We start from the raw sequence: 13,088 nt of genomic DNA on the forward strand, positions 1-13,088 counted from the left end.
CCGTGCTGCTGGAACGCGAATCCGCACTGGCCGAGCTGGAGTCCGTACTGTCCGAAGTGGACTCGGGCGACGGTGCCGTGGTGGTGATCGGCGGCGCCGCGGGGGCCGGGACGACGGCGTTGCTCCGGCAGCTGGCGACGACGGCCGGACGCCGTGGCGCCCGGGTGCTGCTCGGCGGCGGAGCCGAGACGGAGACGGGCTACCCGTTCGGGGTCGTCCGGCAGCTCGTACTCCCGCCGCTGAGCGCGCCGGACGACCCGGAGTTGCCGCTCGCGGCGCGGAAAGTGCTGCAGTGCCTTGCTTCCGGGGCCGCGGCCGACCTGCCGCCGTCGACCGTGCTGCCCGGTCTGCACGCGCTCATCGCCGGGTTCGCCGCGCACCGCACGGTCGTGCTCCTGGTCGACGACCTGCCGTGGGCCGATGAGCCCTCGCTCCGCGCACTGGTGTTCCTCGCGGCGCGGCTGTGCGGGCTGCGGTTGCTGATCGGCGTGGTGATCGCGGACGGCACCGGCGGGCGTTCGCCGTTGCTCCGGGAGATCGCGGGCGGGGCCCGCCATCACGTTCGCGTGGCGGCACTTTCGCCTGCCGCCACCGGGAAGCTGATCGGCAGCCGGTTCGGCGCTGCCCACGACCCGGAGTTCTCCCTGGCCTGTCACGAGATCACCGGCGGCAACCCGAAGGAACTGAGCAGCCTGCTCGACCGCGCGCTTGGCCACCGGCTGAGCGGCCGGGCGGACGAAGCCGAGCAGATCCGCGCGCTGGGCGGGGCGGTCTGGGAGGAACGGCTGCGGTCCGTGCTGCGGCGCGATCCGGCGGTCGCCGCGCTGGCGAAGGCCGTGGTCGTCTTGGGGAACGGCGCCGACCATCGGCTCGTGGCACAGCTGTCGGGGCTCGAACCGCCACGGTATGCGGCGGCGAGGGCAGTCCTCGAGGGGTTGTTTCTGACGGCGCCCGAGGAGGTGCTTGCCCCCCGCATCGTCCGGCTGATCGAGGAAGCGATGAGCCCGCGCGAGGACGCTGCGCTGCGCAATGCCGCCGCGATCCTCTTGGCGGAGAGCGGATATCCGGTCGAGCAGGTCGTCGGGCAGTTCGGGCACGGCGGTGGCCGCGGGGAGGCCGCCGCGCTGCGCGTGGCAGCGGCCGAAGCCCGGCAGCGCGGGGAGCCGGAGGCAGCCACCCGGTACCTGCGGCAGGTGTTGCGGGATCGGCCCAAGTACGACGTGGACCGGCCGTGGCTGCTGGCGGAGCTGGCGGCTGCCGAATTCGATGCCGGTGCGGCCGTGGCAGTCCGGCACCTGGCACAGGCGGCATCGCTGATGAGGTCCGCCCGCGACCGGGCGGCGGTGATCGCGCGGAGCCCGCTGTCGGTCGCGGCGGCCGGACCGCTGATCGACGAACTCGTCCGCGAGGTGTCCGAAGAGCTCGGCCCGGCCGAAAAGCTGCACGGCGCCGACCGTGAGCTGGCGTTACGGCTGGAAGCCCGTGCGTGGTACGCGGCGCTGGCCGACCCGGCGCGGCAGGCTGCGGCGATGGCCCGGCTGCGGAGCCTGCCCGGCACCGTCCCGCTCAGTGCGGCGGAGCGGGACCTGCGTTCGGTACTGCTGCTTTCCGGTACTCTCAGCGCGCGGCTGAGCCGGGACGAGGTCGCCGCGCCGATCGCGCAGATCCTGGACAACCAGCCTGCCCACCGGGTCGACATGCAATCGACCATGTGGGTCCTGCCGACTGTGCTGGTGGCAGCAGGCGACCTCGGCGGCGCGCTCGGCTGGCTCGAGGCGGCGAGCGACTACACGAACCGGCGCTCCAGCGCGGGGTGGCGGTCGGTGGTCGATGCGCAGCGCGCTCTCGTGCTGCTCGCCAAGGGGCATCTGGCCGAAGGCCGGGAGCACGCGGTCCGCGCGTACGACGCCGTCGCCCTTGCCGAGCGAGAGCACCGGATCCTGCCGGAACAGGCCCTCGGGGTGGCGGCGTTCATGTTGCGGGACAGCGAACTTGCCGGTCGTCTCCTCGGCAGCACCGAGCCCGACGGCCTGCCGTGGCAGTTCCTGATCCGCCGCGCATTGCTCGCGACTGTCACCGCGGAGCAAGGCGACCTCGAGGAGGCGCTCGCGCAGTTCCTGGACTGCGAGCGGTACCTGGACCGGATGGGCTGGTGCAACCCGGTATTGCACCGGTGGTGGGAGGGGGCGGCAATGCTGTCCCACCGGCTGGGGCGCGCCGGCCAGGCCCGGCGGGTGGCGGAGGAAAGCCACGAGCGTGCGGTCGCGTGGGGCGAACCGGTCACCATCGCGCGGACGTTGCGGATCCGCGCGGCAGTCCACGACGGTGCGGCCGGGGTGCGGTGGCTGCGGGAATCCCTGGCCCTACTGGAGGAATCGGACAATCCGTTCGAGCTGGCGTACACCCTCGTGGATCTCGGCGAACGGCTCCGGGAAACCGATCCGGCCGAGGCGGCCCGCCACGTGCTGTGCGGCCACCGGCTGGCCGCACAGTGCGGAGCGGGCTGGCTGGCCGAGCGCGCCGACCGGCTGTATGCGAGCAGCGCGGACGCGCCGGATACGCCGCGGCGACCCGGGCTGACCCCGGGGGAGACCACGGTGGCGGAGCTCGCGGCGCAGGGCCGCACCAATACCGAGATCGCCGAAACACTCGGAATCGGACGCCGGGCCGTCGAGAAGCGGTTGACCGGTGTTTACCGCAAATTGCGCATCGAAGGCCGGCCGGGCCTGGCGGGCGCACTCGGACCGGACCGGTCCGGCTGAGCCTGCCGGGGAGCGTTTACCGGGACGTGATTGCGGGGTGGCGTGCTCACCCCATCGCCGCCCGCGGCCGTCCGGTGACCGGGCCCCGGCTTTTCGGCGCGCCGGTTGCCGGTTCTTGACCAGCGGATCTGCGGCTGCTTAAAATATCGTGGGAGTCTGGACTCTTGTCTCTGGGGCGGTATCGCGCAGGTTCACCTTCGGGTAATATTCAACTGTCTTTTCCCTGCCCGGCGGAGCGCCGGAGTGCGGGGGACCGCAGTGGACCGAACCATCGGCGCGCGGTACCGCAGTGTTAAGGCCGGCCAGTGCGGATCTGTTGACCCGGCCGTTTCATGATCGATACGATCCACGCGTGACAACCCGCAAACGAATATTCCGATAATCCTGGAATATGTGCGGCTCGAATCGCTCCATCGAATCTCTCATGAAATGAGAGGAACGGTCCTCCCCATGAATTCAACCGCAACGGCCCCGCGCTGTGCGGTGCCGGTTCCCACCGTGCACACCGAGCACCGCGACAGATATCGTTCGCTTTTCGACCAGTCCGGGATGTGCATGGCGAACCTGGACCTCGGGCTCCGGGTCACCGATGCCAATCGGTTTTTCTCGCGGCAGTTCGGCCGCAGTGCCCAGGAACTGCGTGGTCGCGGATTCTGCGAATTCCTGCACCCGAGTGTGCACGGAAAAGTGCGGCACCAGCTGACCCGGCTCAAGGAAGGCGGCCATCCGCGCTTTGCCGAGCAGGTCGTCGCGGTCGGCGCCGAACAGGCGGTGTTCGCCGGTGAGCTGACCGGCGTCGCCGTACGAGGTGACGCCGGCCGGGTCAACGGGCTACTGGTGCTGGTCCGGCCGGAGGAGACCAGCGGCGTCCTGCAGCTGGCCAGCGGCAAGCAGGCACTGCTGAGTCCCATCGACGCGCGGATCCTCGAGGGCGTCGCGACGGGCGAGTCCACCGTGCAGATGGCGGCGAAGCTCTTCCTGTCCCGGGGCGGGATCGAGTACCACGTCACGACCCTGCTGCGGAAGCTGAAGGTGACCAACCGGCCCGCGCTCGTTTCGAAGAGCTACTCGCTCGGGATCCTGAGCCTGGGGCAGTGGCCGCCGCGAGTCCGGCCGGAGTACATCCGGGCCTCGTGATCCGCGCGGGTGATCCGGACTGAACCCGGGCGGTCTTCCCGTGCGGATCGCCCGCAGCCGGGCGGCCCGTGCGGAATGACCCTTGCGCCAAGGGAAATCTGCTGCCCTTTCCGGGTTTCCGGTGCAGTACCGGGCGGTCACGCCGACGCGGCGGAGTCGCCGAGACGGGCGAGTTCGGCGGCGATTTCGCGGTTCACCGCGGCAGCGTGGCCGGTCAGGTAGAAGTGCCCGCCGGGAAAGACCCGCATCCGGAACGTGGCGGTGGTGTGCTCGCCCCAGCGGCCGGCCTCCGCGACGGTCGCCTTCGGGTCGGCGTCGCCGACCAGGGCGACGATCGGGCAGTCCAGCCGGGTACCCGGGGTGCCTTCGTAGGTTTCGGCGGCACGGTAGTCGTTGCGGATGGCAGGCAGCGCCAGGCGGAGCACTTCTTCGTTGTCCAGCAACGCCGATTCGGTTCCGCCGAGCCGGTTGATCTCCCGGAGCAGCCCGGCATCGTCGAGCCGGTGGACGTACTCGGTGCGGGACGCGGCGGGCGCCCGGCGTCCGGACGCCACCAATGCCGACACGGCGCCGGTGCGCACCGCGGTCTCGAAGGCGATCGACGCGCCCATGCTGTGTCCGAAGTAGACGGTCGGCAGCTCCGGCTCGCCGTCGAGCACTTCGCTGATCCGGTCGGCGTAGCTTTCCACTGTGGACAGGCACGGCTCGCGGTAGCGGTCCTGCCTGCCCGGGTACTGCAGCACGACGACGTCGGTGCCGGGCGGCTGCGCCGCGGCGACCGGCTGGTAGAAGCCGGCCGACCCGCCGGCGTGCGGGAAGCAGACCAGCCGGCGGGTGGCGGCCGGGGACGGCCGGAACCGGCGGAGCCAGAGATCGGCATTCGTCGCGGGGAGAGGCATGGGACGTTCCTTCGTACCGGGGACGCGGGGTTTCGGCGGGGCCGGACGGAATGCACGGGCCGCCGGTGCCGCAGTACACACCCGCCGGGACGAGGAAATCACCAGAGCAGCCGAAAATGCGGCAGTTCCCGGTGATGTGGTGCTTTCCTTACCCTTTCGCCGGGAGCTTTGACAGCCGTCCGGCGGCACTGGGAAGTTCGGTCCTGAGGTATGGAACGTCGTCGAGCGCAACGGAGTCCGACCCATGTCCAGCCCTGCCGACCACCGGCCCAGTCTCGCCGCCCTGTCCACGCCGGTGCTCCGGCCCGCCCCGGATTGGCGGCGGCTGCAGGAATCCCGGGCGGTCGGTCCCGGTCCGGACCTACACCGGTGACGACGCGTGGCTGGTCACCCGGTACGCCGAGATCAAAGACCTGCTGATGGGCACCCGGCTCGGGCGGGCGCATCCGGACCCGGAGAACGCCGCCCGGTTCATCGACTCCCCGATCCTCGGTGAGGCTGCCGGCCAGACCGGCTTCGCCCATGGGCTCGCCGGCCACCGCCGCCTGCGGACGGTGCTCACGCCCTACTTTTCGCACAGCCGGATGGCTGCGCTCGAACCTCGCGTGGCGGAGATCGTCGACGAAGCGGTGACGGCTCTGGCGTCCGGCGGCCCGTCGGCCGATCTGCTGGCGGTGTGCGCGAACCCCGCTGTCGATGGCGGTCCGGTGCGAGCTGATCGGCATTCCCGCCGAAGAACGCGACGAGCTGGGGCCGCTGCTCGCTGCCGCGAGCACGCTCGGCGGTGACACCGACCGCCTGGGTCCGCTGGCGGCCCTGGTCGGGCGGCTCGTCGCGCTCCGGCGGGAGGAGCCGCGTGACGATCTGATCTCCGGTGCCTGCGCTGCCGGGCTGACCGATGCCGAAGTCGCCGACGCCATCGCCGGGGTGATCTTCGGCGGTCGCGGCGTGGTGAACCATCTCGTGTTCGGTGTCGAGGGCTGTGCAGCGACGACGAGCTCGACCGCGGCAGTCACGGCCGATCCCGGGCTGATGCCTGCCGCGGTCGAGGAGATGGTGCGCACCGCCAGCGCGGGTGGCGTGATCATGCCGCACTACGCGCGGGAAGATCTCGACATCGACGGAGTCCGCATTCAAGCCGGTGATCTGGTGCTGCTCGACCTGGCGCTGGCGAACACCGACCGGAGAGCCTTCGCCGAGCCCGACCGGATCGACCTCGGCCGCGTGCCGAACCCGCACCTGACCTACGCGCTCGGCAGGTGGCACTGTGTCGGCGCGCCGCTTGCGCGGATGGAGCTGCGGCTGGCGTTTTCCGCACTGCTGCAGCGTTTTCCCGGGCTGCGTCTCGTGCTTCCGGTGTCCGAGCTCAGTGTCCCGGACGATCAGCTGGCGGGTGGCCTGTCCGCACTGCTCGTCACCTGGTGAACCCCGCCCGGGCGGTGATGTGGTGATTTCCTTACCCTTTTTCCCGTGTCTTTGACAGCTGTTCACGGCACTGGGATGTTCGATCATGAAACACCCGACGTCGTCGATCCGCACGGGAGCCCGCCCTATGCCCGCCGAAGACCGGCCCAGTCTCGCCGCCCTGTCCACGCCGGTGCTCCGGCCCGCGCCGGATTGGCGGCGGCTGCAGGAATCCCGGGCGGTCGTCCCGGTCCGGACCTACGCCGGTGACGACGCGTGGCTGGTCACGCGGTACGCCGAGATCAAAGACCTGCTGGCGGACCCTCGTCTCGGGCGGGCGCATCCGGACCCGGAGAACGCGCCCAGGTTCATCGACAGCCCGATGTTCGATCCGGCGGCAGGCCGGTCCGGCTACGCGGACGAGATGGCCGACCACCGCAGGCTCCGGACGGTGCTCGCGCCGCACTTCTCGCGCAAGCGGATGGCCGCGCTCGAACCTCGCGTGGCGGCGTTCGCCGACGAGGCGGCGGGCACGTTGGCGTCCTGGGGCCCGCCCGCCGATCTGCAGTCGGTGTTCGCGAACCCGCTGTCGATCGCGGTCCTGTGCGAGCTGATCGGCATTCCCGCCGGAGAACGCGGGGAGCTCGGATCCCGGCTCGCCGCGGCGAGCGAGCTCGGCAGCGGCACCGACGGGCAGGGCTCGCTGGCGGCTCTGCTCGGGCGGCTCGTCGTGCAACGGCGGCGGGAGCCGAGCGACGATCTGATTTCCGGCGCCTGCGCTGCCGGGCTGGCCGACGAGGAAGTCGCCGAAGTCGTTGCCGGCGTGATCTTCGCGGGGCACGGCAGTGTGGTGAGCCACCTCGGCTTCGGCGTCGCGCGGCTGTGCACTGACGACGAACTCCGCGCGGCAGTCACGGCCGATCCCGGGCTGATCCCCGATGCGGTCGAGGAACTGCTCCGCACCGCCAGCGCGGGTGGCGGGGCCATGCCGCATTACGCGCGCGAGGACATCGAGGTCGGCGGAGTCCGTATCGAGGAGGGCGACCTGGTGCTGCTCGATTTCGCGCTCGCGAACTTCGACCCGCGGGCCTTCGAAGAGCCCGACCGGGTCGACGTCACCCGCACGCCGAACCCGCACCTGGCCTTCGCGCACGGGATCTGGCATTGCGTCGGCGCGCCCCTCGCCAGGATGGAGCTGCGGCTGGCCTTTTCCGCGCTGCTCCGGCGTTTTCCGGACCTGCGCCTCGCGCTGCCGGTCGCCGAGCTGAGCACCCCGGACGATCAGCTCGCCGGCGGCCTGACCGCCCTGCTCGTCACGTGGTGAGCGCCCGCACTCCTCAGAGCGGACGGCGAAATCCGCGGAGCGCGGCGAAAATCCCGGCAATTGCCAGCACGGCACAGATCAGGACCGTGAGCGCCGCCGTGCCGAGCCCGCCGCCGGGTAGCCCGAGAGCCAGCTCACGCATGGTGTCGACGGCGTAGGTCAGCGGGTTGATCCGGGCGAGCGTGCGGATCCAGCCGGGCAGCGCCGAGACCGGGATGTAGGCGCTCGAGAGGAACATCAGCGGGAGCACGGCCACGACGCTGAGGCTCTGCATCGTCTGTGCCCGCCGGAGCCACGCGCCCAAGGCGAGGAACAGCCAGCCGATCCCCCAGCAGACCACCAGCGCCAGCAGGAGCGACGCGGCCACGCCCGCGAGCCCGCCGCCGGGCCGGTGCCCGAACAGGGCGATCGCGGTGCCCAGCATCACCACCAGCTGCAGCGCGCAGAACGCGAGGTCGGCGCAGCTCCGGGCGACCAGCGGGACGGCCGGGTGCACCGGCATCGACCGCAGCCGGGCCACGAACCCGTTGTGCAGGTCCTCGACCAGCCCGGCGCCGGACTGCATGGCTTGCTGCAGCACGTTGTTCAGCAGGATCGCCGGCATCAGGTAGTCCACATAGGACAGCCCGGGCGGGAACCCGGCGGTCGTCGTCAGCACGGCGAACACCTGGGTGAACATGAAGAGCAGGGCCGCCGGCTGCAGGAGCGCGAACAGGATCTCCTGTGGGTCGCGCACCGTGGTGGACAGCTGGCGCCAGGTCAGCAGAGCCACCTGCGAGGCGAACGAGCTCGTGGGCCAGCGGGCCGGGGCGGTAACCGGGCGGGAGAGCATCGAGGTCATGGTGGGCTCCAGAGGGGTCAGGCCGCGGGCGCCGGATCGCGGTCGGTGAGGGCCAGGTAGACGTCGTCCAGCGTCGGTTCCCGCAGCGCGACGTCTTCGACCTCGATTCCGGCGCCGTCCAGCGCACGGAAGACGACGGCGAGCTCGCGGGCGGACTCGACCGGCACGACGACCGCGCCGGGCTCGGCCTCCGCCGGCTGCAGCCCGGTGCGCTGCAGCGCCGTGCACGCGAGTGCGGTCTGCGTGGCCAGCACGAGACGGACGTGCACCGAGCGCTGGCCGACCCGCGCCTTGAGCGCGGCGGCGGTCCCGGACGCGACGACCCGGCCCGCGGACATGACCGCGATCGTGTCCGCCAGCCGGTCGGCCTCGTCGAGGTACTGCGTGGTGAGCAGCACGGTCGTGCCTTGCCCGGCCAGTTCTTCGACGATCTGCCACAGGTTCATCCGGCTCGTCGGGTCCAGTCCGGTCGTCGGCTCGTCGAGGAAGATGACCTCCGGACGGCCGACCAGGCTCGCGGCAAGGTCGAGCCGCCGCCGCATGCCGCCGGAATAGGTGCGGGCGGGCCGTCCGGCGGCGTCGGTCAGCGCAAACGCGGCCAGCAGGTCGTCGGTCCGCTGCGCGGCTTGCCGCCGGTTCGCGCCCAGCAGACGGGCCAGCAGGGTCAGGTTGGCGCGCCCGCTGAGCCCGGCGTCCACGGACGCGAACTGCCCGGTCAGGCCGATCCGGCGGCGCACCTCGGCCGCCTCGTGCCGGACGTCGTACCCGGCGACGCGGGCCGAGCCGGACGCCGGCGCGAGCACCGTGGCCAGTACGTTGACGAGCGTCGTCTTGCCTGCGCCGTTGTGCCCGAGCAGGCCGAGCACGCGCCCGCGGCCGACGGTCAGGCTCACCCCGGCGAGCGCGGTGACCGCGCCGAAGTTCCGGGTGATCCCGGTGGCCTCGATCATCAGCTCGCGGTGCATGCGGTGCCTTTCGTCGTGCGATCCGGCCGGGCAGCCGCAAGCATGCGCGATCCGCCGCCGGGGTGCGAGCCCGCCATAGCAGGGAAAAACCCGGCGGACCGCCAGTAGGTGCCGGGCGGCGGCCCCCATGGGAGCCGGGAAGACTAGGAGTTTCCCCGTTCGCCTCCTGCGATCGTCCGTCGTGGTGCGTACTTCCGCGCCTGCACGCGAAAGGAGTGGGCCGGATGTGCGGTATCACCGGATGGGTGTCCTACCAGCGGGACCTGCGGACCGACCGGACGCCAGTGGAGGCGATGACCCGGACGATGGCCTGCCGTGGCCCCGATGCCGAAGGGATCTGGACCGGCAGGCACATCGCGCTCGGGCACCGGAGGCTGGCGGTGATCGACCTCAGCGGCGGCACGCAGCCGATGACCGCGCACACCCCGGACGGACGCGTGGTGATCACCTACAGCGGGGAGGCGTACAACTTCACCGAGCTGCGGGACCGGCTGCGCGGGCGCGGCCACCGGTTCGAGACCTCGAGCGACACCGAGGTGGTGCTGCGTGCCTATCTCGAATGGGGCGAGGCCGTGGCCGAGCGGCTCGACGGAATGTACGCCTTCGCGATCTGGGATGCCCGTGACGAGAAGCTGGTCATGGTCCGCGACCGGCTGGGGATCAAGCCGTTCTTCTTCCACCCGACCGCCGACGGCGTGCTCTTCGCGTCGGAACCGAAGGCGATCCTGGCCCACCCGCTGCAGAAGCGGGTGATCACGGCCGACGGTCTCCGGGAGATGCTGAACGGCTGGAACACTCCCGGCGCCGAGATCTGGTCCGGGATGCGGGAGGTCCGTCCGGGCAGCCTGGTCGTGGTCGACCGATCCGGGGTGCGGGAACGCACCTACTGGACGCTGGAGCCACGCGAGCACATCGACGATCTCGAGTCGACCGTCGCGGTCACCCGCGAGTTGTTCGGTGACATCGTGAAACACCAGCTGGTCGCGGACGTGCCGCAGTGCGTGCTGCTGTCCGGCGGGCTGGACTCCAGTTCCCTCACCGTCGTGGCGGCCCGGCAGCTCGCCGCCCAAGGCGAACGGGTGCACACGTACTCGGTGGATTTCGCCGGCCGCAACGAATCCTTCCGGCCCGATTCGATGCGCGCCACCCCCGACTCGCCGTTCGTGCACGACGTGGCCGATCACGTCGGCGCGATCCACCGGGACATCGTGCTGCCGTTCACCTCCATGGCCGATCGGGAACATCGCAGGGCGGTCATCGCGGCGCGTGATTTCCCGGTCGGCATGGCGGATGTGGACGTCCCGCTGTACCTGTTGTTCAAGGCGATCCGGGAGCATTCCACGGTCGCGCTGTCCGGCGAAGGGGCGGACGAGGTCTTCGCCGGATATCCGTGGTTCCACGTTCCCGAGCTCGCGCACGCCGACCTCTACCCGTGGATGGCCCCGGTGCTGGCGGAGTGGGACGACGCGAACGCGACGGGGATGATGAACCCGGGCCTGGTCGCCGCGCTCGATCTGGAGACCTATTTCAAGGACTCGTACCGCGACGCGGCCGCCGCGGTCGAGTTCCTGCCCGGGGAAGACGAGCACGAACGCCGCATGCGGATCATGTGCCATCTCCACCTCACCCGGTTCCTGCCCATGCTGCTGGACCGCAAGGACCGGATCAGCATGGCGGTCGGCCTCGAAGTGCGCGTGCCGTATTGCGATCACCGTCTGGTGGAATACGTCTACAACACCCCGTGGTCGATGAAGACGTTCGACGGCAGGGAAAAGAGCCTGCTTCGCGCGGCGGCGGGCGACCTCTTGCCCGCTTCGGTCCGCAACCGCGTCAAGAGCCCCTTTCCGTCCACTCAGGACGATCGGTATGCCGGCGAGCTTCAGCAGCAGGCGAGGGAGCTGACCGAGGACGCCGATCACCCCGTCTTCCGGTTCGCCGACCGCCGCTGGGTCGACGAGGTCGTGCGGATGGATCCGGCGGACGTCCCGGACAGCACCCGCGAGGCCCTCGACCGCACGGTCGACATCGCGACCTGGCTCGAGCTCCATCAACCGGAAATCGAGGTCGGCTGAATCCGCGGAAACCGCGAATGCGCGGGGACCGGAAAGGAAGCTCTAGGGGAAAGGCCAGTCTTGCCGGAGAAGGGATGGACCGGCCCGGCGGATGCGGTGCACGCTGATTCCCGGAGCGGAAAATCGAGACGGAGCTCTCCCGGTTTCGGAAGGGATGATCGAGATGGCCAGTGTGCGGATCGTGCTGACCGGTGGTCCGGCCGAATTGCCCGAAGGCGGCCGGGTCGCGGAGGTGGACAACCTGTGCGACAAGGTGAAGATTTCGTTCGGCTCCGGGTACGAGCATTTCTCGCACCACGGCGAGGTGACCGAGGTGGACGGCGTCCGGCTGCCGGTTTTCCGCTGGTGCGAGAGGACCAAGATCGCGGAGTAGTGCCGGTCCGCCGAATTGTCTTCGCGGATTTCCGGAAGGTTTTCCCGCCGGAACGGAAACTGCGCCCGCGACGATTCGCCCCCCGGCCGAGAGAAGGGTTGACATGTCCAGGCGTGCATTGATCACCGGGATCACCGGGCAGGACGGTTCGTATCTGGCCGAGCACCTGCTTTCCCTGGGCTACCAGGTGTGGGGACTGGTCCGCGGGCAGGCGAATCCGCGGAAGTCGCGGGTCAGCATGCTCGCCGCCGATCTCGATTTCGTCAACGGCGACCTCCTCGACCAGGGCAGCCTGGTCGCGGCCGTCGACAAGGTCCAGCCGGACGAGGTCTACAACCTCGGGGCGATTTCCTTCGTGCCGATGTCCTGGGAGCAGGCGGAACTGGTCACCGAGGTCAACGGCATGGGCGTGCTGCGCATGCTCGAAGCGATCCGGATGGTGAGCGGGCTGTCGATCACGTCCCGTCCCCCGTCCGGTGGCCAGATCCGGTTCTACCAGGCGTCCTCGTCGGAGATGTTCGGCAAGGTGATGGAGACGCCGCAGTGCGAGACGACGACGTTCCATCCGCGCAGCCCGTATGGGGTGGCGAAAGCGTACGGCCACTACATCACGCGCAACTATCGCGAATCCTTCGGGATGTACGGGGTGTCCGGGATGCTGTTCAACCACGAATCCCCGCGGCGCGGTGCCGAGTTCGTCACGAGGAAGATTTCGCTCGCCGTGGCGCGGATCAAGCTGGGGCTGCAGGAAAAACTGAGCCTCGGCAACCTCGATGCGGTCCGCGACTGGGGGTTCGCCGGCGACTACGTCCGTGCCATGCACCTGATGCTGCAGCAGGACGTCGCCGACGACTACGTGGTCGGGACCGGCCGGATGAACTCGGTGCGGGATGCGGTGCGGATCGCCTTCGGCTGCGCCGGCCTCGACTGGGAGGACCACGTCGTGATCGATCCGAAGCTGGTCCGGCCCGCCGAGGTCGAGACGTTGTGCGCGGATTCCGGGCTGGCGCGCAAGGTGCTGGGCTGGGAACCCACGGTGGCCTTCGACGAGCTGATGCGCATGATGGTGGAGTCCGATCTGCACCAGGTGTCGCGCGAACGCGGGACGGACGGCCTTGCGCTGAGCGGAGCTTGGTAACCGGGCCTCGCCGGAACGGCCGGGATCTAAGGTTTTCCCGGCCGCGCAAGGGCGAAACTGCCGTGGTGGCAACGATTGCCGGCAGCCTGATGCCGGCGGGGTGCCACGGGAAATTCGTGACGTGCGATGCGGGCAGCAGCTCGCCGCTCGCGGCCGAGATGGGTTGAGCCGGG

12 protein-coding genes are annotated in these 13,088 nt (G+C 70.4%); 9 read left to right on the top strand and 3 right to left on the bottom strand.

Translation table 11 applies throughout. The annotated features are described in order from the left end of the window. The first annotated feature begins 2 nt into the window (after positions 1-2). Together OO71_RS09515 and OO71_RS09520 are read left to right on the top strand one after the other, a co-directional pair. A complete protein-coding gene (locus OO71_RS09515) occupies positions 3-2,762 on the top strand; it encodes an AAA family ATPase (protein ID WP_051791380.1) in 2,760 nt (919 codons plus the stop codon). 450 nt (positions 2,763-3,212) lie between these two features. Further along, on the top strand, positions 3,213-3,899 hold the full coding sequence (locus tag OO71_RS09520; RefSeq protein WP_084144830.1) for a helix-turn-helix transcriptional regulator: 687 nt from the start codon (positions 3,213-3,215) through the stop codon (positions 3,897-3,899). Between the two features lie 137 nt (positions 3,900-4,036). Here the strand turns inward: OO71_RS09520 and OO71_RS09525 are convergent, their stop codons facing one another. Continuing rightward, positions 4,037-4,798 (bottom strand): thioesterase II family protein, encoded by a 762-nt coding sequence (locus OO71_RS09525; protein ID WP_033289308.1) that lies wholly within the window; start codon positions 4,796-4,798, stop codon positions 4,037-4,039. A 244-nt stretch (positions 4,799-5,042) separates the two neighbouring features. Between OO71_RS09525 and OO71_RS52910 the strand changes: the two genes are divergently transcribed. The 4 genes from OO71_RS52910 (at position 5,043) to OO71_RS09535 (ending at position 7,526) form a co-directional block, all read left to right on the top strand. Then, positions 5,043-5,171 carry a hypothetical protein gene (locus tag OO71_RS52910; protein ID WP_281178398.1) on the top strand — a complete coding sequence of 43 codons (129 nt, stop codon included), beginning with the start codon at positions 5,043-5,045 and terminating at the stop codon, positions 5,169-5,171. Positions 5,172-5,217: 46 nt separating this feature from the next. After that, positions 5,218-5,586 (top strand): cytochrome P450 family protein, encoded by a 369-nt coding sequence (locus OO71_RS49990; RefSeq protein ID WP_156096234.1) that lies wholly within the window; start codon positions 5,218-5,220, stop codon positions 5,584-5,586. Then, a complete protein-coding gene (locus OO71_RS48665; RefSeq protein WP_051791382.1) occupies positions 5,495-6,223 on the top strand; it encodes a cytochrome P450 in 729 nt (242 codons plus the stop codon). The genes OO71_RS49990 and OO71_RS48665 overlap by 92 nt, the downstream gene beginning before the upstream one ends. A gap of 127 nt (positions 6,224-6,350) precedes the next feature. Then, the gene (locus OO71_RS09535; protein ID WP_033289309.1) at positions 6,351-7,526 is read left to right on the top strand and encodes a cytochrome P450; all 1,176 of its coding nucleotides are present in this window, start codon (positions 6,351-6,353) and stop codon (positions 7,524-7,526) included. 13 nt (positions 7,527-7,539) lie between these two features. Here OO71_RS09535 and OO71_RS09540 read toward each other — a convergent pair whose 3' ends face one another. Together OO71_RS09540 and OO71_RS09545 are read right to left on the bottom strand one after the other, a co-directional pair. Then, a complete protein-coding gene (locus OO71_RS09540) occupies positions 7,540-8,367 on the bottom strand; it encodes an ABC transporter permease (protein ID WP_033289310.1) in 828 nt (275 codons plus the stop codon). Between the two features lie 17 nt (positions 8,368-8,384). Continuing rightward, a complete protein-coding gene (locus OO71_RS09545) occupies positions 8,385-9,332 on the bottom strand; it encodes a daunorubicin resistance protein DrrA family ABC transporter ATP-binding protein (protein ID WP_033289311.1) in 948 nt (315 codons plus the stop codon). Between the two features lie 224 nt (positions 9,333-9,556). Between OO71_RS09545 and asnB the strand changes: the two genes are divergently transcribed. The 3 genes from asnB to OO71_RS09560 all read left to right on the top strand — a co-directional run bounded on the left by asnB (position 9,557) and on the right by OO71_RS09560 (position 12,915). Further along, positions 9,557-11,404, top strand: coding sequence for an asparagine synthase (glutamine-hydrolyzing) (asnB, locus tag OO71_RS09550; protein ID WP_033289312.1), 1,848 nt, complete (start codon positions 9,557-9,559; stop codon positions 11,402-11,404). A 163-nt stretch (positions 11,405-11,567) separates the two neighbouring features. Continuing rightward, positions 11,568-11,777: a DUF5988 family protein gene (locus tag OO71_RS09555; RefSeq protein ID WP_033289418.1), complete on the top strand. Its 210-nt coding sequence runs from the start codon at positions 11,568-11,570 to the stop codon at positions 11,775-11,777. A gap of 103 nt (positions 11,778-11,880) precedes the next feature. Further along, positions 11,881-12,915 carry a GDP-mannose 4,6-dehydratase gene (locus tag OO71_RS09560; protein ID WP_033289313.1) on the top strand — a complete coding sequence of 345 codons (1,035 nt, stop codon included), beginning with the start codon at positions 11,881-11,883 and terminating at the stop codon, positions 12,913-12,915. The last annotated feature ends 173 nt before the right edge of the window (positions 12,916-13,088 follow it).

Origin of the sequence: Amycolatopsis jejuensis, assembly GCF_000717335.1 — a bacterium.
GTDB classification, from domain to species: domain Bacteria; phylum Actinomycetota; class Actinomycetes; order Mycobacteriales; family Pseudonocardiaceae; genus Amycolatopsis; species Amycolatopsis jejuensis.